Origin of the sequence: Streptomyces sp. NPDC056987, assembly GCF_042673865.1 — a bacterium.
Taxonomy (GTDB): domain Bacteria; phylum Actinomycetota; class Actinomycetes; order Streptomycetales; family Streptomycetaceae; genus Streptomyces.
Genome location: NZ_JBHURV010000003.1, coordinates 1 through 20,098 on the forward strand (window position 1 = coordinate 1; position 20,098 = coordinate 20,098).

Here is a 20,098-nt window from a genome sequence, read left to right on the forward strand (position 1 = left end):
GGGCGCGGGCGGCGGCCCCGTCTGGCCGCCCCCCCCCGCCCCCCCCCTCCGTGTGTGCCCGCGTCTGGGCCGGCGCGTTGGCCCGCGTCCGTGGGCCGACGTGTGCACCCGCTGTGGCCGGCCGCTTCTGGGCCCGCTGAGCCCGCCTGTGTGCCCCGCGCCGGGCCGCGCTCAGGGCCTGCGGGCCGAGGTGACGCGGTAGACGTCGTAGACGCCCTCCACGCCCCGTACCGCCTTCAGTACGTGGCCCAGGTGCTTCGGGTCGCCCATCTCGAAGGTGAAGCGCGAGGTGGCGACCCGGTCCCGGGAGGTCTGGACGGCGGCGGAGAGGATGTTGACGTGCTGGTCCGAGAGGACGCGGGTGACGTCCGACAGCAGCCGGGAGCGGTCCAGTGCCTCGACCTGGATGGCGACGAGGAAGACCGAGGACTGGGTGGGCGCCCACTCGACGTCCTTGATCCGCTCGGGCTGCTGGGAGAGCGCGTCCACGTTGACGCAGTCGGCGCGGTGGACGGAGATGCCGCTGCCGCGGGTGACGAAGCCGATGATCGGGTCGCCGGGGACGGGCGTACAGCAGCGGGCGAGCTTCACCCAGACGTCCTCGACGCCCTTGACGACCACGCCGGGGTCGGCGTTGGAGCGGCGCTTGCCGCGGCTGTGGGAGGGCGGGGAGTTCTCCGCGATGTCCTCGTTGGCCGCCTCCTCGCCGCCGAGGGCCTGCACCAGCTTCTGTACGACGCCCTGCGCGGCCACATGGCCCTCGCCGATCGCCGCGTACAGGGAGGAGATGTCGGGGTAGCGCATCTCGTGCGCGAGCGTGACCAGCGAGTCCCCGGTGAGGATGCGCTGGATCGGCAGGTTCTGTTTGCGCATGGCCCGCGCGATGGCGTCCTTGCCCTGCTCGATCGCCTCGTCGCGGCGCTCCTTGGAGAACCAGGCGCGGATCTTGTTCCTGGCCCGCGGCGACTTGACGAAGCCGAGCCAGTCGCGCGAGGGGCCCGCCCCGGACGCCTTGGAGGTGAAGACCTCCACCAGGTCGCCGTTGTCGAGGGTCGATTCGAGCGGTACGAGCCGGCCGTTGACCCGCGCCCCTATGGTGCGGTGGCCGACCTCCGTGTGGACGGCGTACGCGAAGTCGACGGGGGTGGCGCCGGCGGGCAGCGCTATGACGTCGCCCTTGGGCGTGAAGACGAAGACCTCGTTGCGCGACAGGTCGAAGCGGAGCGACTCCAGGAACTCGCTGGGGTCCTCGGTCTCCTTCTGCCAGTCCAGGAGCTGGCGCAGCCACGCCATGTCGTTGACGGTGTCCTGGCCCGCGCCCCGGCCGGCGCTCCTGGGGACGTCGGTGCGGACCTTGGAGGCGCCCGCGACGGCCTCCTGCTTGTACTTCCAGTGCGCGGCGATGCCGTACTCGGCGCGGCGGTGCATGTCGAACGTACGGATCTGGAGCTCGACCGGCTTGCCGTTGGGCCCGATGACCGTCGTGTGCAGCGACTGGTACATGTTGAACTTGGGCATCGCGATGTAGTCCTTGAACCGGCCGGGGACCGGATTCCACCGCGCGTGGACGGTGCCGAGCGCCGCGTAGCAGTCACGGACCGTGTCGACCAGGACCCGGATGCCCACCAGGTCGTAGATCTCCGCGAAGTCCCGGCCCCGGACGATCATCTTCTGGTAGACGCTGTAGTAGTGCTTCGGCCGTCCGGTGACGGTGGCCTTGATGCGGGCCGCGCGCAGGTCCGACTGGACCTCGTCGGTCACTATGGCCAGGTATTCGTCGCGCTTGGGCGCCCGCTCGGCGACCAGCCGGACGATCTCGTCGTACATCTTGGGGTAGAGGATCGCGAAGGCGAGGTCCTCCAGCTCCCACTTGATGGTGTTCATGCCCAGCCGGTGGGCGAGGGGGGCGTAGATCTCCAGCGTCTCGCGGGCCTTCTTCTCCTGCTTCTCCCGCTTGAGGTAGCGCATGGTGCGCATGTTGTGCAGCCGGTCGGCGAGCTTGATGACCAGGACGCGCGGGTCCTTCGCCATGGCGACGACCATCTTGCGTACGGTCTCGGCCTGCGCGGCCTCGCCGAACTTGACCTTGTCGAGCTTGGTGACGCCGTCGACGAGGAGCGCGACCTGGTCGCCGAAGTCGCGGCGCAGGGTGTCCAGGCCGTACTCGGTGTCCTCGACGGTGTCGTGCAGCAGCCCGGCCATCAGGGTGGCGGGGTCCATGCCCAGCTCGGCGAGGATCGTGGTGACCGCGAGGGGGTGCGTGATGTACGGGTCGCCGCTCTTGCGCTTCTGCCCGCGGTGCCAGCGCTCGGCGACCTGGTAGGCGCTCTCGATCTGGCGCAGCGTCGCGGTCTCGATCTTGGGGTCGTTCCCGCGTACGGTCCGCAGCAGCGGCTCCAGGACGGGGTTGTACGGCGAGGAGCGCTGCACCCCGAGCCGTGCGAGCCGGGCCCTCACCCGGTTGGAGGAGCCTCCGGAGCGCGGAGCGGCCGTGGCGCCGGGCTTGGGGGCGCTGACGGGGACGGCGGGGCGCTCGGGCGGCACGGACTTCGCGCCGTGCCGGACGGGCTGGTCCGCGGCGACCGGGGCCTTGTTCCGGGGCACGGCGGAGCCCACCGCGGCCTGGTCGGCGGGGTGATCGGGCGTCGCGGCGGCCAGTGGCTGAACCTCGTCTGGCAAGAGCGCTCCTCGTGCGGATCCAGGTCCCCCGGTCAGGCCCGGAGGTTCCATGGTATCGACCCCGGGCGTCCCTCTCGTCCCAAGGCCGGTCTCCCGGGTCGGGCCGGGTCCGGCTCCCCGGAACGCGGGACGGGCACCCGTTTGTTCCCGGGTGCCCGTCCTGCCGTGTTCCCATGCCCGCCGGATTCCGTGTTCCGGCGGCGCTCAGAGCGTGATCAGGGCCTCCAGCGGGGCCCCGCCGAGCGCGGGTGCCAGCCGCTCACGGCCGCCCAGGAAGCCCAGCTCCATCAGGACGGCGACGCCCACGACCTCGGCGCCGGCCCGGCGGACCAGTTCCAGGGACGCCTCGGCCGTACCGCCCGTGGCGAGGACGTCGTCGATGACGAGGACGCGGTCCCCGTGCTCCAGGTCCTCGGCGTGGACCTCGATCTCCGCGGAGCCGTACTCCAGGTCGTACGTCTGCGACAGCGTCGCGCCGGGGAGCTTGCCGGCCTTGCGTACGGGGATGAACCCGACGCCCGCCCGGACCGCCACGGGGGCGGCGAGGATGAAGCCGCGCGCCTCCAGGCCGACGATCTTCGTCGCGCCGAACCGCGCGCAGAGCGCGGCGAGGGCGTCGGTCAGCGCCGTGAACGCCTTCGGGTCGGCCAGCAGCGGGGTGATGTCCTTGAACACCACGCCCGGCTTCGGGTAGTCGTCCACATCACGGATGCGGCTGAGCAGCAGCTCCTGGACGCCGGTGTCGGTCATCGACGCCTCCCCGAGCCCGAGGGGCGGCCCCGGCCGCCGCGGCCGCGCTGGCCCGCCACGGCGGGCGCCGGAGCGGCGCCCGGGGCGCCGTCCTGCGGGCCGTCGTCGGCGGTGTCGTCACCGTCCGCGGAGGAGCCGTTCAGTTCGCCTTTGGCGGCGGCCGCCGCGCGCTTGGCGAGCACCCGCTTCTTCAGCGCCTTGATCTGCGGGTCGCGTTCCTTCAGGTCCGCGACGAGCGGCGTGGCGATGAAGATCGAGGAGTACGCGCCGGCGGCGAGGCCGACGAAGAGCGAGAGCGAGATGTCGTTCAGCATGCCGGCGCCGAGGAAGCCGCCGCCGATGAAGAGCAGCGCCCCGACGGGCAGCAGGGCGACCACGGTGGTGTTGATGGACCGCACCAGCGTGCTGTTGATCGACCGGTTGGCGATCTCGCTGTAGGTCCAGCGGCTCTGCTTGGTGATCCCGTTCGCCCCCTCCTTGAGGCTGTCGAAGACGACGACCGTGTCGTAGAGGGAGTAACCGAGAATGGTCAGCAGACCGATCACCGTACCCGGGGTGACCTCGAAGCCGACCAAGGTGTAGACGCCGACCGTGATCGTGAGGTCGTGGATCAGGGCGATGAGCGCGGCGACCGCCATCCGCCATTCGAAGGCGATGGCCAGATAGATCACCACCAGGACCATGAAGATCCCGAGACCCATCCACGCCTTGTTGGCGATGGTCGCGCCCCAGCTCGGGCCGACCAGGTCCGCGTTGATCTTCGCCTCGTCGACCTTCAGGTCCTTGGCGAGCTGGACCTTCACGGCGTCGGCCTGCTTGGTGTCCAGCTCCGTGACCTGGATCCGCATGCCGCCGTTGCCGAGCTTCTGGACGATCGCGGCGTGTCCGGACGCGGCCTGCGCGTCCTCGCGTGCCTGGACCTCCGAGACGCTCGTGCTCGGGATGGTGAAGACGGCACCGCCCTTGAACTCGATGCCCATGTTGAGCCCGCGCACCGCCAGGGCCGCGATGGCCGTGATGGTGATCAGGATCGAGATTCCGTACCAGATCTTGCGCTTCCCGATGAAGTCGTAGCCGACTTCGCCGCGGTAGAGCCGGGCGCCGAGATCGCCGAGTCGGGACATCTCACGCCTCCTTCGGGTCGGTGGGGGCGCTGACACGGCGGGCGCGGCGCAGCGGCGGCTTGGCACCGAGGCGCTTCGGGTCCAGGCCGGACCACGAGTGACCGCTGGAGAAGAACTTCGTACGGGCCAGGATCGTCATGACGGGCTTGGTGAAGAAGAACACCACGACCACGTCGAGAAGCGTGGTCAGCCCGAGGGTGAACGCGAAGCCCTGGACCTTGCCGACGGTGACCAGGAACAGCACCGCCGCGGCGAGGAACGACACGAAGTCGGAGACGAGGATCGTGCGCCGGGCGCGCGGCCAGGCCCGTTCCACGGCCGGGCGGAGCGTACGGCCCTCGCGGATCTCGTCCCGGATGCGTTCGAAGTACACGATGAACGAGTCCGCGGTGATACCGATGGCGACGATGGCGCCACAGACCGCGGGGAGGTTCAGCGCGAAGCCGATGCCGGGGCCGAGGAGCGACATGATCGTGTACGTCATGATGCCGGAGGCGCCGAGGCTGAGGATGGCGATCGCGGAGAGACCCCGGTAGTAGGCCACCAGGTAGATGATGACCAGGGCGAGGCCGATCGCGCCGGCGATCAGACCGGCGTCGAGCTGCTCACCGCCGAGCGCGGCGGTGACCGTGGTGACGGACTGCTCCTGGAACGTCAGGGGCAGCGCGCCGTACGAGAGGATGTTGCCCAGGTCCTGGGCGGACTGCTGGGTGAAGCTGCCGGAGATCTCGGCGCTGCCGCCGAGCGTCTGGCTCACCGAGGGCGCGGAGACCACGTTGCCGTCGAGCACGATGGCGAACTGGTTCATCGGCGCCTGCTGCTGCGAGAGCTTGCCGGTGATCGACTGGAACTTCTTCGTGCCGGCGCCGGTGAAGTCCATCGTGACGATCCACATGCCACGCTGCTGGTCGAGGACGCCCTTGGCGTCGTCGACGTCCGTGCCCTCCAGCTCGGCCGGGCCGAGGACGTACTTCTCCCACTCGCCGCCGGAGTTCTGGCCGCAGGCGACGATGGTGTCCTTGGGCGCCGCGCTCTGGTTGACCTCGGTGCGGGCCTTCTCGTTCGTGCAGTCCAGCTCCGTGAACTTCTTCTCCAGGGCGGCGGTGGCCGCGTCGCTGGAGGGGCTCGCGGACGGCGCGGGGGCGCCGGATTCCTTGTCCGACGGCTTGTCGGAGGACTTGTCGGACGGACTGTCCGAGCCGGAGGCGTCGGGCGACGGCGAGGCGTCCGCCTTCAGGGCGTCCGTCACGGCGCGGCCCTGGGCGGTGGCGCTCGCGTCGGGGGACGGGGTCGAACCGTCCCCGGCCTTCTCGTCGGCCTTGTCCCCGGTGGAAGCGCTGGTCGAGGAGCTGGGAGCGGCGCTCGGCGAGCCGCTGCCGGAGGGCTGGGGGGTCGTCGGGCTCCCGGCGGCGACGGTCAGCACCGGCCGGAAGTAGAGCTGGGCGGTGGTGCCGACCTGCTCACGGGCCTGCTTCTCGTTCGTGCCCCGGGGGATGTTGACGATGATGTTCTCGTTGCCCTGGGTCTGAACCTCGGCCTCCGAGACACCAAGACCGTTGACACGCCGCTCGATGATGCTGACGGCGGTGTCCATGTTGGTCTTGTTGATCGCGTTCGGCTTGCCCGGCGTGTTCTTCGCCTGGAGCGTGATGCTGGTGCCGCCCGCGAGGTCGATCCCCAGACGTGGCGTGACATGGCCGGACCAGAACATCCCGCCCGTGAGGGCCACCATGGCAATCAGGAACAGCGCCAGGGTGCGGCCTGGCCTGCCTGGGGACCCCGCTTGCCTTCGGCCCTTATTGGGTGCTGCCACCTTCTCGTTTCTCCCTGTCCAACCGCCCCCACGCCGGGTGTGCGGGGGAGCGGCCACGAAGTGTTGTGGGGACCTGCCCCCGCGGAAATCGGCGCGACCGTGAGTCGCCGGGAGCCGTTGTGCGGCCCGTCGGCGCGGACCGGCTACTTCGCGCCGGACTCGCCGTCGGTCTTGTCGGCCTTGTCAGCCTTGTCGGCCTTGCCGGCGCTGTCAGCGGACGTGTCCTCGGACTTCGCGTCGGCGGGCTTGGCGTCGTCGGGCTCGGCGTCCGCGGTGTCCGTGCCGTCCGCGGGCCCGGCGGCCTCGGGCTTCTTGCCGAGGTCGATCCGGGTCTCGTCGGCGGGACCGGTCAGCGAGGAGGCGTCGTCGGGCACGATCGGCGTGTCGGAGTCGCTCGGGTCGTCGCCGTGCACGATGCGGTTGTACTCGTCGTCGTCGAGCACCGCGCCGATGGCGTTCTTCGCGTAGACGGCGTGGACGCCGGGAGCCACCTCCAGGAGGACCATGTCAACGTGCACCTCCTTGACGGTGGCATACATGCCCCCGATGGTGCGGACGCCGGTGCCGGGCTGCATTTCGTCGCGCATCTGCGCGGCGGCCTGCTGCTTCTTCTTGGCGGACCGGGTCATCAGGAACATGGCCCCGATGAGCACGATGAAGGGGAGAAGGGTCACGAGACTCACGGGAGGGAACTTCCTTCGCACGACCGTGCTGTCGAACGGCCTGGTATACGGGGGTGGGCATGCCGCGCCGGAAGGGCGGCATCGGCGGAGTCTAAGCGAGTCCGCTTCGTTGGAACAACGCCCAGCATCGCACCCGGGTTCCTGCCCGTGCGCGTGTCCATGCCGTCACGCCCCGAACAGGCCGGGTTGTCCGGCCGCGCCCGGGGCCTGCTGGGGCGGGACGAGCCCGAGGTGCGCCCACGCCGCGGGGGTGGCGACCCGGCCGCGCGGGGTACGGGCGAGCAGTCCCTCCCGTACGAGGAAGGGCTCGGCGACCTCCTCGACGGTCTCGCGCTCCTCCCCCACGGCGACCGCCAGGGTCGACAGCCCCACGGGCCCGCCGCCGAAGAGCTTGAGCAGCGCCTGGAGCACGGCCCGGTCGAGCCGGTCGAGGCCGCGCGGGTCGACCTCGTACACCGCGAGCGCCGCCCCCGCCACCGCACGGGTGATCCGGCCGTCCTCCTTGACCTGGGCGTAGTCCCGTACGCGGCGCAGCAGCCGGTTGGCGATACGGGGCGTGCCTCGGGAGCGTCCGGCGATCTCCTCGGCGCCCTCGGTGTCGATCTCCAGGTCGAGGAGCTGGGCCGAGCGGTGGATGACGCGCTCCAGCTCGGCGCTCTCGTAGAACTCCATGTGCCCGGTGAAGCCGAAGCGGTCGCGCAGCGGGGGCGGCAGCAGTCCGGCCCGGGTGGTGGCGCCGACCAGGGTGAAGGGCGGCAGCTCCAGCGGGATGGCGGTGGCGCCGGGGCCCTTGCCGACGATCACGTCGACCCGGAAGTCCTCCATCGCCATGTAGAGCATCTCCTCGGCGGGCCGGGACATGCGGTGGATCTCGTCGAGGAAGAGGACCTCGCCCTCCTGGAGCGAGGAGAGGATCGCGGCGAGATCCCCCGCGTGCTGGATCGCGGGGCCGGAGGTGATGCGGATCGGGGCGTTCATCTCGGCGGCGATGATCATCGAGAGGGTGGTCTTGCCGAGCCCGGGCGCCCCGGAGAGCAGCACGTGATCGGCGGTGGCGCCGCGGGCGAGGGCCGCCTTGAGCACGAGGTCGAGCTGGACCCGTACCCGCTCCTGCCCGACGAACTCACCCAGCGACTTGGGCCGCAGCGCCGCTTCGACGGCCTGGTCCTCGCCGTCCGCGGACGCCCCGACCAGCCGATCGGCCGCGTCCTGCGGCGCGGGGCCCGCGCCGGCGGTGTCGTCCCAGTTCACTGTGTCTCACCTCGGGAAGAGGGCGCGTACGAGAACGCCCGGACGGAGTACATCGAGGCGGGCCGGGAGCGGGCCCGGTCCGGCCGTGCTCAACGCGTGCGGTTGAGGCTCTGGAGCGCGGCGCGCAGCAGCCGGGGCACGGGCGGCTGCTCGCCGGCCGCGAGGGCCGCCTCGGCCTCCGGGGCGACCTGGGCGACCGCTTCCTCGGCTTCCCGGCCGGCGTACCCCAGGCCGATCAGCGCGGCGTGGAGCTGGTCGCTCCAGGAGGCGGCGGGCGCCCCGGTGGACTGCCGTCCCACGGTGGCGCCCAGCGGCGCGCCGAGCCGGTCCTTCAGCTCCAGCAGCAGCTTCTGGGCGCCCTTCTTGCCGATGCCGGGGACCGCCGTCAGCGCCTTCTCGTCGCCGGTGGAGACGGCGAGGCGCAGCGCGTCGGGGCTGTGCACGGCCAGCATCGCCTGGGCGAGCCGGGGCCCGACGCCGCTGGCGGTCTGCAGCAGCTCGAACACCTGGCGTTCGTCGTCGTCGGCGAAGCCGTACAGCGTGAGGGAGTCCTCCCGGACGACCAGTGAGGTGGCGAGTCTGGCCTCCTGGCCGACGCGCAGCGCGGCGAGGGTGCCGGGGGCGCACTGGACGGACATGCCGACGCCGCCGACCTCGATGACCGCGGTGGTCGGGGCGAGGGCGGCGACCTGGCCGCTGACGAACGCGATCATCGGGTGACCTTCCGGACGGGTGCGGAGGCGGGGACACGGGGCGCGCGGGCCGCGGCCTGCGCCTGCTGGAGGCGGTTCATGGCGGGGGCCCGCCAGATGTGGCAGATGGCCAGTGCGAGGGCGTCCGCCGCGTCGGCCGGCTTGGGCGGCGCGGCCAGCCGCAGCAGCCGGGTGACCATCGCGCCGACCTGCGCCTTGTCGGCCCGGCCGCTGCCGGTGACGGCGGCCTTGACCTCGCTGGGGGTGTGCAGGGCGACGGGGATGCCGCGGCGTGAGGCGCAGAGCATGGCGACCGCGCTGGCCTGGGCGGTGCCCATGACCGTACGCACATTGTGCTGCGCGAACACCCGCTCCACGGCGACGCGTTCGGGCCGGTGCTCGTCCAGCCAGGCGTCCATGCCCTGCTCGATGGCGACGAGGCGCGACCCGATCTCGGCGTCGGAGGGCGTACGCACCACGCCGACGCCCAGCATCGTCAAGGGCCGTCCCGCGACGCCCTCGACGACACCGATCCCGCACCGGGTCAGTCCGGGGTCCACAGCCAGCACCCGCATCGCGCCCCCACTCTCTCGGTCATACGTTCTCCCCCGAGGGAAGAAGCAATGATCGGACCCTATCGGCCGGCACCGACAACGGGCCGGACCGGCATCGAGGAGGGGGGTGCGAAGGGCCGGGTCAGGCGTCGACCTTCTCCATCACGTCGTCCGAGACGTCGAAGTTGGCGAAGACGTTCTGGACGTCGTCGCTGTCCTCCAGGGCGTCGATCAGCTTGAAGATCTTGCGCGCCCCCTCCTCGTCCAGCTCCACCTGCATGGTGGGCACGAAGTTGGCGTCGGCCGAGTCGTAGTCGATGCCCGCCTCCTGGAGCGCGGTGCGGACCGCGACCAGGTCGGTGGCCTCGCTGAGCACCTCGAAGGACTCGCCGAGGTCGTTGACCTCCTCGGCACCCGCGTCGAGCACCGCGCCCAGCACGTCGTCCTCGCCCAGCTCACCCTTGGGGACGATCACGACGCCCTTGCGGTTGAAGAGGTACGACACGGACCCGGGGTCGGCCATCGAGCCGCCGTTGCGGGTCATCGCGACCCGCACGTCGGAGGCGGCGCGGTTGCGGTTGTCGGTGAGGCACTCGATGAGCACCGCGACACCGTTGGGGCCGTACCCCTCGTACATGATCGTCTCGTAGTCGGCGCCACCGGCCTCCAGGCCGGCGCCGCGCTTGACGGCCGAGTCGATGTTCTTGTTCGGGACCGAACTCTTCTTCGCCTTCTGGATGGCGTCGAACAGCGTCGGGTTGCCGTCGACATCCGCGCCGCCGGTGCGCGCCGCGACCTCGATGTTCTTGATCAGCTTCGCGAAGAGCTTGCCGCGCTTGGCATCGATCACGGCCTTCTTGTGCTTCGTCGTAGCCCATTTAGAGTGGCCGGACATCTGCCTGTCTCCTTCGCGTAACCGGTACTGCTCCCGTTCGGCAGCGATCCTACCGGGCGGAGGTCACCGTACGGAGCGCACCATGTCGGTGAAGAAACGGTGCAGCCGGTGGTCGCCCGTCAGTTCGGGGTGGAAGGACGTCGCCAGCGCGTTGCCCTGCCGTACGGCGACCACGTGCCCCCCGTACTCGGCGAGCACCTGGACCTCGGCCCCCACCGACTCGACCCATGGGGCCCGGATGAAGACGCCCTCCACAGGGCCGCCTTCGACACCGGCGACCTCAACTGCCGCCTCGAAGGACTCGTTCTGCCTGCCGAAGGCGTTGCGCCGGACGATCATGTCGATACCGCCGACCGTCTCCTGACCCGACCGGGGATCGAGGATCTTCTCGGCGAGCATGATCATCCCGGCGCAGGTGCCGTACACCGGCATCCCGGCCCGGACCCGGGTGCGCAGCGGCTCCAGCATGCCGAAGAGCGCGGCCAGTTTGGACATCGTGGTGGACTCGCCGCCCGGGATCACCAGGCCCTCGACCCCGGCCAGCTCCTCGGGGCGCCGTACGGCCTGCGCCCCGGCGCCCGCCGCCGCCAGGGCGCTCAGGTGCTCCCTGACGTCACCCTGGAGCGCCAGGACGCCGATCGCGGGGGCGCCCATCACCAGCCGCGGTTCGCGTAGCGCTCTGCCTCGGGCAGCGTGTCGCAGTTGATGCCGACCATGGCCTCGCCCAGGTCGCGCGACGCCTCCGCGATGACCTTCGGGTCGTCGTAGAACGTGGTGGCCTTCACGATCGCGGCGGCACGCTTGGCCGGGTCGCCCGACTTGAAGATGCCGGAGCCCACGAAGACGCCCTCCGCACCGAGCTGGCGCATCAGCGCGGCGTCGGCGGGGGTGGCGACACCGCCCGCGGAGAAGAGCACCACGGGCAGCTTGCCCAGCTCCGCGACCTCCTTCACGATCTCGTACGGGGCGCGCAGCTCCTTGGCCGCGGCGTACAGCTCGTTGTTGTCGCAGCCGCGCAGCCGGGCGATCTCGTTCTTGATCTGCCGCAGGTGCCTGACCGCCTCGACGACATTGCCGGTCCCGGCCTCGCCCTTCGAACGGATCATGGCCGCACCCTCGGCGATCCGGCGCAGCGCCTCACCGAGGTTGGTGGCACCACAGACGAAGGGCGTGGTGAAAGCCCACTTGTCCGAGTGGTTGACCTCGTCGGCGGGGGTCAGCACCTCCGACTCGTCGATGTAGTCGACGCCCAGCGACTGGAGCACCTGGGCCTCGACGAAGTGGCCGATCCGGGACTTCGCCATGACCGGGATCGACACCGCGCCGATGATGCCCTCGATCATGTCGGGGTCGGACATCCGCGCGACGCCGCCGTCCTTGCGGATGTCGGCGGGCACCCGCTCCAGCGCCATCACGGCGACCGCGCCGGCGTCCTCGGCGATCTTCGCCTGGTCCGGTGTGACCACGTCCATGATCACACCGCCCTTGAGCTGCTCGGCCATGCCGCGCTTGACGCGGGCGGTGCCGGTCTCGGGGTTCTGGGGCGTGGTGGACACGGGCGACCTCACAGACTCGTACGACGGGGATCTCCAGAGAACGCCCCGGAACCAGTCCACAGCAAGGGCCAATGGGAAGCCGGTGGATCGTTCAGGCTCCCGGCCGGTCCGCCAGCGCGACCGGCGGCTCGTCGTCCATCTCGAAGGCCAGCGGGAACGGCGCGTGCCCCGCGAGCCGGAACCACCGCACCGTGCGGTGGCGCCGCAGCGCCCGGGCGGCCCGTACGGCGTCGTTGTGGAACCGCCGCGCCATCGGCACCCGCCGTACCGCCGCGGCGAGCTCCCCGGCGGCGTCCTCACCCCCGGGCGCCTCCTGGACGGCCTCGACCTGGGCGGCCTCCCCGAACACGGCCCGCAGCGCCTGACTCAGCTCGCTCTCGGCGACCTCCCGCTGCTCCTCCTCGGCCTGCCGCGCCGCGTGCGCCGCCTGGTACAGCACGATCGACGCGGCCGGATCGAGCACCCCGGAAGTGGCCAACTCCTGCGCGACCGAGGCACGCCGCAGCAACTGGGCGTCGAGCGCGGCCCGTGCGGCGTCGATCCGGGTGTGCAGCCGGTCGAGCCGGCCCGCGGTCCAACTGAGATACAGCGCGATCGCGATGACGGCAACGGCGATCCAGACAAGGGTGGTCACGCACGGCAGACTACGCGTACAGGTACGCCCCCTCGGAGCGTTGAGGATCCACCAGGGGGAGGGGGTCGGGGTCGGAGGAGGTGCGTGTCCGGACACTAAAGCGTGATGTGTGCCGCACAAGCGGCCCGCGCCCCTGTTGTTCACCCCGCACGCGGCGTAAATCATGCCGTCCGGATATGTACCTCCGGAGGCCCCGGCCCCCGGCCCCCGGCACCGACCCACCACCCCGCCGGACGACGCACCGCACCCGCACCGGCACCGGCACCGGCACCGGCACCCGGACACGAACCCCCGCCGGACGGCGCACCGCACCGCGCCCTCCCCATCGCCCCCCACGCCCCCCGCCGGACGCCTACTCCCGCGCCAGCCCGAACCTCGCCCGCAGCCCCGTCCGTTCGTCCGCCGCCACCGACGCCGCCCCGTCCGTCACCGTCTCGTACACCGCGAGGATGTCCGCGCCGACCGTCGACCAGTCGAAGCGCCGTACGTGCGCGCTGCCCCGTTCGCGCAGCGCCGCCCGGCGGTCCGGGTCGCCCAGGAGGCGGACCGCGGCGCCCGCGAGCGCGTCCGCGTCCTCGTTGGTGAAGAGTTCCCCCGCCGCCCCGTGGTCCAGGACCTGCGCGAACGCGTCCAGGTCGCTGGCGAGCACCGCCGCGCCCGCCGACAGCGCCTCCACGAGGATGATGCCGAAGCTCTCGCCGCCGGTGTTGGGCGCCACGTACAGGTCGACGCTGCGCAGCAGCCGCGCCTTGTCCTCGTCGCTGACCATCCCGAGGAACTCGACGCTGCGGCGCATCTCCTTCGGCAGGGACTCCACCGCCTCCTTCTCGTCCCCGCGCCCCGCCACCAGCAGCCGGGTCTCCGGGTGGACGGCGAGGATCTTCGGAAGGGCCCGCATCAGCACCGGCAGCCCCTTGCGCGGCTCGTCGATGCGCCCGATGAAGCCGATCGTGCCGCCCTGCCAGGCCGGTTCCGTCCCGGCCTCGGCGAAGAAGTCGACGTCGACGCCGTTCGGGATGACGACGGCGTCGCCGCCGAGGTGTTCGACCAGCGTGCGCCGCGCGTACTCACTCACCGCGATCCGGGCGCTGATCTTCTCCAGCGCGGGCTGCAGGATCGGGTACGCCGCGATCATGGCGCGCGAGCGCGGGTTGGAGGTGTGGAACGTCGCGACGATCGGCCCCTGCGCCGCCCAGCAGCTCAGCAGGCCCAGCGACGGCGAGGCCGGCTCGTGGATGTGGATGACGTCGAACGTGCCGTCGTGCAGCCAGCGCCGCACCCGCGCCGCCGACAGGAAGCCGAAGTTGAGCCGGGCGACCGACCCGTTGTACGGGACGGGCACGGCGCGGCCCGCCGAGACGACGTACGGCGGGAGCGGTGTCTCGTCGTCCGCCGGGGCCAGCACGGAGACGTCGTGGCCGAGCCGGATGAGGTGTTCCGCGAGGTCCCTGATGTGGAACTGGACGCCGCCCGGTACGTCCCAGGAGTACGGGCAGACGATGCCGATCTTCACTCGGGCCCCCGGTCCAGGTCCGCGACCCACAGCCGTTGCAGCATGTGCCAGTCCTCCGGGTGTTCGGCGATTCCCGCGGCGAAGGCGTCGGCCACCGCCTGTGTCATCACGGACGCCTTTTCCGCGCGGGTGCCTGTCTCCGGCACGGGGACGGGCGGGAAGACCTGCCCCCGCATCACCCGGGAGTCGTCGAACCACAGCGAGACGGGCAGCAGCAGCGCCCCGGTCTGCTGCGCCAGCAGCGACGGGCCCACGGGCATCCGGGCCGTGTCCCCGAAGAAGTCGACCTCGATGCCGGACGCCGACAGATCGCGGTCGGCGACCAGGGCGACGAGACCGCCGTCCCGCAGCCGCCGGGCCAGGGTGCCGAAGGCGGAGCCCCCGGTGTGCGGCACCACCTCCATGCCCAGGCTCTCGCGGTAGGCGACGAACCGGTCGTACAGCGACTCGGGCTTCAGCCGCTCGGCGACCGTCGTGAACGGCACGCCGTGGGCCCGGGTGAGCCAGGCTCCCGCCAGGTCCCAGTTGGCCATGTGCGGCAGCGCCAGGACGACACCGCGCCCGGTGGTGAGGCCGTCGAAGAGCCGGTCGATGTCCTTGATCTCGACGCCGTCGCGCACCCGCTCCTCGCTCCAGGCGGGCAGCCGGAACGACTCCATCCAGTACCGCATGTACGAGCGCATGCCCGCCTTGGAGAGGGCCGCCAGCCGTTCGGGACCGGCGTCGGGCACGACCCGCGCCAGATTGGACTCCAGGCGCAGCACGCTCGGGCCGCGCCGTTTCCACACGGTGTCCGCGATGGTCCTGCCGAGGGCCCCGGCCACCGGCTCGGGGAGCTTCTTGACCGTGCCCCAGCCGAGCCCGTACAGCGCGTCGGTCAGCCGGTCGCTCGCCGCGCTCATGACGTGGCTCCACTCCCCCGGGCGTGGTCGGTCCCGGCGGGGCCGGCCGACGCGGCCGCGTCGGCCTCCGCGGCCTCGCGGCGTACGGTCACCACGCGCTGGCCGAGGGTCACCAGGCTGCCTACGGCGACGACCCACAGCGCGATCGGCAGCAGGACGCCGATGCCGGGGACGCCGAAGGCGGCCAGCCCGGCGAGGCCGGCCGCGACGAGGGAGATGACCAGCCGTTCCGCGCGCTCGATCAGTCCGTTGACGGCCACGGGCAGCCCGATGGACTCGCCCCGGGCCTTCGTGTACGACACGACCTGGCCGCTGGCGAGGCAGAAGATGGCGACGGCGCACAGCGTGGTGCTGTCACCGTCGCCCGCGTACCAGAGGGCGAAACCGGCGAAGATCGCGCCGTCCGCGACCCGGTCCAGGGTCGAGTCGAGGAAGGCCCCCCAGCGGCTGGAGATGCCCGCCTGGCGCGCCATGTTGCCGTCGACGAGGTCGGAGAAGACGAAGACGGTGATGACGATCGTGCCCCAGAAGAACTCCCCGCGGGGGAAGAAGACCAGTGCACCCGCCACCACCCCGGCCGTGCCGATGAGCGTGACCGCGTCCGGAGTGACTCCTCGACGGAGCAGAAACGCCGCGAACGGTGTGAGGACACGCGTGAAGAATGCACGCGCGTACTTGTTCAGCATGGCCTTCCCGAGGTTCGGTGGGCCGAGGGCCCCTGTGGCCGACGGCTGGCCCACGGCGCCTGAGGCCCGTCGGCTGGCCCATCGTAGCCACGACCGTCATGGCGCAGCGCCGGGTACCCGGGCCATGCCGCGTCGTACGACGTATGGACGCGCCATGACGGGAGTGCGAAGCTCGAAGGACCACCGCGGGCATCGCCGGAGCTGCCGCGCGGCTCCCCCGGCCCGCCTCTCTCCGTCCCTCTTCACCGACCAGTCGGTGGACCCGATCGGGAGGCAGCAGTCATGGGCGACAAAGGCGGCAAGATCGACAGGGAACCCCCGCACCCCGGGGCCGCGGGCAGGGCGACGGCGGCCGACCGGCCCGCGTCCGTGCGGAACGTGGTGCTGGTGGGCCACAGCGGCTCGGGGAAGACCACCCTCGTCGAGGCCCTGGCGCTCACGGCGGGCGCGGTCAACCGGGCGGGCCGGGTCGAGGACGGCGCGACGGTCTCCGACTACGACGAGATCGAGCACCGCCAGCAGCGTTCCGTACAGCTCTCGCTCGTCCCGGTGGAGTGGGGCGGGTACAAGATAAATCTGCTGGACACCCCCGGCTACGCGGATTTCGTCGGGGAGCTCAGGGCCGGTCTGCGCGCCGCGGACGCGGCCCTTTTCGTGGTGTCGGCGGCCCAGGAGGCGGACGCCGTGGCGGGGGCGACCCGGGCGGTCTGGGAGGAGTGCGCGGCGGTCGGGATGCCGCGCGCCATCGTCGTCACCCATCTCGACACGGCGCGCACCGGCTTCGACGAGATGACACGGCTCTGCGCGCGGATCTTCGGCGGGGACGACCCCGACGCCGTACTGCCGCTCTACCTGCCGGTGCACGGCGCCGAGGGCCCGGACGGGCACGCGCCCGCCACCGGGCTGGTGGGGCTGCTCTCGCAGAAGGTCTTCGACTACTCCTCGGGGGAGCGGCGGGTGGGGCCGCCGGAGCCCGCGCGGCTCCCGGCGATCGCGGAGGCCAGGGACCGGCTGATCGAGGGGATCATCGCCGAGAGCGAGGACGAGACCCTCATGGACCGCTATCTGGGCGGGGAGGAGGTCGATCTCAAGACGCTGATGGAGGACCTGGAGAAGGCGGTGACGCGCGGCGTCTTCCATCCGGTGCTCGCGGCGGCGCCCGCGCCGCCCGGCGCCCGGCAGGGGCTGGGCACGGTCGAGCTGCTCGATCTGATCACCGGCGGCTTCCCGACGCCGCTGGAGCGCCCGGCGCCCGCCGTCACCACCCCGCTCGGCGCCCCGCGCCCGGAGATCTGCTGCGATCCGGGCGGCCCGCTGGTCGCCGAGGTCGTCAAGACCGCCTCGGACCCCTACGTGGGCCGGCTCTCTCTCGTACGGGTCTTCTCGGGGACGCTGCGCCCCGACGAGACGGTGCACGTGTCCGGGCACGGGCTCACCGACCGGGGGCACGAGGACCACGACGTGGAGGAGCGGGTCGGCTCGCTCTCGTCACCGTTCGGCAAGCAGCAGCGGGTGCTGGCGCACTGTGTCGCGGGCGATCTCGCCTGCGTGGGGAAGCTGTCCCGCGCGGAGACCGGGGACACGCTCTCCGCGAAGGACGATCCGCTGCTGATGGCGGCGTGGACGATGCCCGACCCGCTGCTGCCGCTCGCCGTACGGGCGCACAGCAAGGCGGACGAGGACCGGCTCTCCCAGGGGCTGGCCCGGCTGGTCGCGGAGGACCCGACGATGCGGCTCGAACAGAACCCGGACACCCATCAGGTGGTGCTCTGGTGCCTGGGCGAGGCGCACCGGGACGTGGCGCTGGACCGGCTGCGCGGCCGGTACGGGGTCCAGGTGGACGCCGTACCGTTCCGGGTCGCCCTGCGGGAGACGTTCGGCGCGAGCGCCACGGGGCGCGGCCGCCATGTGAAGCAGTCGGGCGGCCACGGCCAGTTCGCGATCTGCGAGATCGCGGTGGACCCGCTGCCGGCCGGGTCCGGTGTCGAGTTCGTCGACAAGGTGGTGGGCGGCGCGGTCCCCCGTCAGTTCATCCCCTCCGTCGAGAAGGGCGTGCGGGCCCAGGCGGCGCACGGCGTCGCGGCGGGCCATCCGCTGGTCGACATCCGGGTGACGCTGCTCGACGGGAAGGCGCACTCGGTGGACTCCTCCGACGCCGCGTTCCAGACGGCGGGCGCGCTGGCCCTGCGGGAGGCGGCGGGCGAGGCGGCGATCCATCTGCTGGAGCCGGTCGCCGAGGTGGCGGTCCTGGTCCCCGACGAGTACGTGGGGCCGGTGATGAGCGATCTGTCGGGGCGGCGGGGCCGGGTCGTCGGCACCGAACAGGCCGGTCCCGGACGGACCCTGGTCCGGGCCGAAGTGCCCGAACTGGAGATCGGGCGGTACGCGGTGGACCTCCGCTCGATCTCGCACGGCACCGGGAGCTTCAGCCGGACGTACGCCCGCCACGAGCCGATGCCTCAGGCGGTGGCGGACCGTCAGCTCACCAGGGAGGAGAGCCCGGTGTAGGGCGCCGGTGCCGTCCGATACCCCATGGACGGTGCCCCCGGGGCCGGTTGGCGAAAGACCGCCAGGCCCCATGACGCGGACGGCATCGCACCGTTACTCTGGGGTGCCCAGCTCCAGCAGGTGTGCGGGGCGCGCGGGCCGGGAAGAGGTCGCGGCAGCGAATCCTTGCGGCAAGGGGGCGGCAGTGGCGGACGATCTATTCGACTTCAGCCCGGGGGCGCAGGTTCCGCTCCAGGGAGCGGCCGGGGGCACGGCGGCGACGTTCGCCCTCGCCTCGGCGGCGTACCGGGACAGTCCGCTCGAAGAGATCTCCAAGGCCGACAACGACTGGCACAAGTCAGGCGTGAGCAAAGGCAAGTTCACGCTCTTCGAGCCGAATCTGGGCGAGGCGTTCGCGCGGGCCGTCCAGCTCAGGACGCTGGGCGGCGGCCGGGGCCCGATCATCCAGTCCTTCGGCATGGACCCGCAGGCCGTGGTGGAGCACTGCCTCGCCGCGAACCACATCCGCAAGGAGCGGGACAAGAAGCTCACCGCCGTCACCGCGGTGTTCGGGGTGCTCTTCCTGCCCGGACTGCTGCTCTGGCTGGGCGTGTTCCAGCTGCGCCGCACCCTGGCGGGGGCCAAGGACCGCCGGGCGGGCGCGATCGGCGGTGCCCTGCTGGCGGCGGTCGCCGTGTTCGCGGTGATCGTGCTGATCAAGCTGCCCCTCGACGGCGTACTGAACTGGTATCTGCGCGGCATGCTCGTCGCCCCGGTCGTCGGCTGGCTGCTCGCCAAGCAGATCTGCGAGTCGACCGCCAAGGACCTGCGGGCCCGCTGGGAGAGCCTGCTCTCGGGCGGCGGTACCGGCGCCAAGATCCCCGAGGCCGTCCCGGGGAACCCGGGCGACACCTCGCGGGAGGTGCTGCGCCAGGGGCTGGAGAAGCTGAGCGCCGAGCAGCGCTCCAATGTGGCCTTCTACGCCGGCCCCAAGGGGATACTCGGGATGGGCACCCGCTGGGGAAGCTGGCAGCTCGCGGAGGAGCTGGTCCCCAAGGACGCCGGCAAGGAGATCCACCAGTTCCGCAGCTACGACGTGATACGGGCGATCCACGACCAGATGAAGCTGCTGGAGCGCGGCCCCCTCAACTCGGGTGGTTTCCCGACGCCTTCGGTGAAGCACTGGATCGTGTCCGCGGTCGGCGAGGGCGCCGGTTCGGTCTCCTGGCCCGAGGGCCAGGACGTGGAGGCGTTCCAGATCAAGAGCCACGAGATACAGCGGATCTGCAACCACCAGCAGTTCGGCAGCGGGAACCGGCACTACCTGGGGGTGCAGTTCACCCTCTGGGAGAGCCAGTTGGTCATCACGATGATGATCTCGGTCACGGTGCTCCACGAGACCCTGCGCATCGAGGTCTCCGGGTACGCGCTGGGTCCCGTGCACTCCCTGTTCTTCGCGAAGCCGTCGCCCAAGAAGATCACCCGTCCGAAGACCGTGCGGTTCTGGGAGACCACGTCGAGGAACCTGCCGCTGGTCGAGCCGCGTGAGGCGGTCAGGCTCGCGGTGCGCGCCCCGTTCACCTGGTATCCGCCGGTCCTGGACTTCCTGGGCGGCAAGCTCAGCCTGCCCGAGCCGTTCGGTATGCGGCACGCCTGGGCCGACCAACCGTGGCGCCACCGCTTCATGGCGGACGACGCGATGCGCGCGGCCACCCCGGTCCTGCGGGTGGCGCACAACGCGGCGATGCGGGTCCTGGACGAGCACGGGGTGGACACCGAGCGCTTCAGCAACCGTTCCTCGTCGCTGATAGGGGCGGTCCAGGACCCGTCCCCGAAGAAGATCGACGCGTACGACGCGTAGCGCGGGGCGCACCCCGCT

At 71.6% G+C, this 20,098-nt stretch carries 17 protein-coding genes; 2 read left to right on the forward strand and 15 right to left on the reverse strand.

Annotated features, from left to right (window positions below):
• Positions 1-171: 171 nt before the first annotated feature.
• From ACFTZC_RS04440 to pgsA, 15 genes are all read right to left on the reverse strand, one after another.
• A complete protein-coding gene (locus tag ACFTZC_RS04440; protein ID WP_382886761.1) occupies positions 172-2,679 on the reverse strand; it encodes a RelA/SpoT family protein in 2,508 nt (835 codons plus the stop codon).
• Positions 2,680-2,883: 204 nt separating this feature from the next.
• A complete protein-coding gene (locus ACFTZC_RS04445; protein WP_382886763.1) occupies positions 2,884-3,429 on the reverse strand; it encodes an adenine phosphoribosyltransferase in 546 nt (181 codons plus the stop codon).
• Positions 3,426-4,553 carry a protein translocase subunit SecF gene (gene secF / locus ACFTZC_RS04450; protein ID WP_382886765.1) on the reverse strand — a complete coding sequence of 376 codons (1,128 nt, stop codon included), beginning with the start codon at positions 4,551-4,553 and terminating at the stop codon, positions 3,426-3,428. Before secF ends, ACFTZC_RS04445 begins: the two co-directional genes overlap by 4 nt.
• 1 nt (position 4,554) lies before the next feature.
• On the reverse strand, positions 4,555-6,366 hold the full coding sequence (gene secD, locus ACFTZC_RS04455; protein WP_382886767.1) for a protein translocase subunit SecD: 1,812 nt from the start codon (positions 6,364-6,366) through the stop codon (positions 4,555-4,557).
• Between the two features lie 143 nt (positions 6,367-6,509).
• On the reverse strand, positions 6,510-7,049 hold the full coding sequence (gene yajC, locus ACFTZC_RS04460; RefSeq protein ID WP_382886769.1) for a preprotein translocase subunit YajC: 540 nt from the start codon (positions 7,047-7,049) through the stop codon (positions 6,510-6,512).
• A gap of 165 nt (positions 7,050-7,214) precedes the next feature.
• On the reverse strand, positions 7,215-8,300 hold the full coding sequence (gene ruvB, locus ACFTZC_RS04465) for a Holliday junction branch migration DNA helicase RuvB (protein ID WP_382886771.1): 1,086 nt from the start codon (positions 8,298-8,300) through the stop codon (positions 7,215-7,217).
• An 89-nt stretch (positions 8,301-8,389) separates the two neighbouring features.
• On the reverse strand, positions 8,390-9,013 hold the full coding sequence (gene ruvA / locus ACFTZC_RS04470; protein ID WP_365813247.1) for a Holliday junction branch migration protein RuvA: 624 nt from the start codon (positions 9,011-9,013) through the stop codon (positions 8,390-8,392).
• On the reverse strand, positions 9,010-9,567 hold the full coding sequence (gene ruvC / locus ACFTZC_RS04475) for a crossover junction endodeoxyribonuclease RuvC (RefSeq protein WP_365813249.1): 558 nt from the start codon (positions 9,565-9,567) through the stop codon (positions 9,010-9,012). Before ruvC ends, ruvA begins: the two co-directional genes overlap by 4 nt.
• Before the next feature lie 121 nt (positions 9,568-9,688).
• On the reverse strand, positions 9,689-10,441 hold the full coding sequence (locus ACFTZC_RS04480) for a YebC/PmpR family DNA-binding transcriptional regulator (protein ID WP_249951051.1): 753 nt from the start codon (positions 10,439-10,441) through the stop codon (positions 9,689-9,691).
• A gap of 63 nt (positions 10,442-10,504) precedes the next feature.
• The gene (gene pdxT / locus ACFTZC_RS04485; RefSeq protein ID WP_382886773.1) at positions 10,505-11,095 is read right to left on the reverse strand and encodes a pyridoxal 5'-phosphate synthase glutaminase subunit PdxT; all 591 of its coding nucleotides are present in this window, start codon (positions 11,093-11,095) and stop codon (positions 10,505-10,507) included.
• Positions 11,095-11,997, reverse strand: coding sequence for a pyridoxal 5'-phosphate synthase lyase subunit PdxS (gene pdxS, locus ACFTZC_RS04490; RefSeq protein ID WP_382886775.1), 903 nt, complete (start codon positions 11,995-11,997; stop codon positions 11,095-11,097). Before pdxS ends, pdxT begins: the two co-directional genes overlap by 1 nt.
• A 91-nt stretch (positions 11,998-12,088) precedes the next feature.
• Positions 12,089-12,631 (reverse strand): hypothetical protein, encoded by a 543-nt coding sequence (locus tag ACFTZC_RS04495; RefSeq protein ID WP_382886776.1) that lies wholly within the window; start codon positions 12,629-12,631, stop codon positions 12,089-12,091.
• Between the two features lie 352 nt (positions 12,632-12,983).
• On the reverse strand, positions 12,984-14,144 hold the full coding sequence (locus tag ACFTZC_RS04500) for a glycosyltransferase family 4 protein (protein ID WP_382886779.1): 1,161 nt from the start codon (positions 14,142-14,144) through the stop codon (positions 12,984-12,986).
• Positions 14,141-15,046, reverse strand: coding sequence for a phosphatidylinositol mannoside acyltransferase (locus ACFTZC_RS04505; RefSeq protein ID WP_382886781.1), 906 nt, complete (start codon positions 15,044-15,046; stop codon positions 14,141-14,143). The genes ACFTZC_RS04500 and ACFTZC_RS04505 overlap by 4 nt, the downstream gene beginning before the upstream one ends.
• Positions 15,043-15,732 (reverse strand): phosphatidylinositol phosphate synthase, encoded by a 690-nt coding sequence (pgsA, locus tag ACFTZC_RS04510; protein WP_382886783.1) that lies wholly within the window; start codon positions 15,730-15,732, stop codon positions 15,043-15,045. The genes ACFTZC_RS04505 and pgsA overlap by 4 nt, the downstream gene beginning before the upstream one ends.
• A 282-nt stretch (positions 15,733-16,014) precedes the next feature.
• Between pgsA and ACFTZC_RS04515 the strand changes: the two genes are divergently transcribed.
• Together ACFTZC_RS04515 and ACFTZC_RS04520 are read left to right on the forward strand one after the other, a co-directional pair.
• Positions 16,015-18,240 (forward strand): elongation factor G-like protein EF-G2, encoded by a 2,226-nt coding sequence (locus ACFTZC_RS04515; protein WP_382886785.1) that lies wholly within the window; start codon positions 16,015-16,017, stop codon positions 18,238-18,240.
• A gap of 184 nt (positions 18,241-18,424) precedes the next feature.
• On the forward strand, positions 18,425-20,080 hold the full coding sequence (locus tag ACFTZC_RS04520; RefSeq protein WP_382886787.1) for a hypothetical protein: 1,656 nt from the start codon (positions 18,425-18,427) through the stop codon (positions 20,078-20,080).
• Positions 20,081-20,098 lie beyond the last annotated feature (18 nt).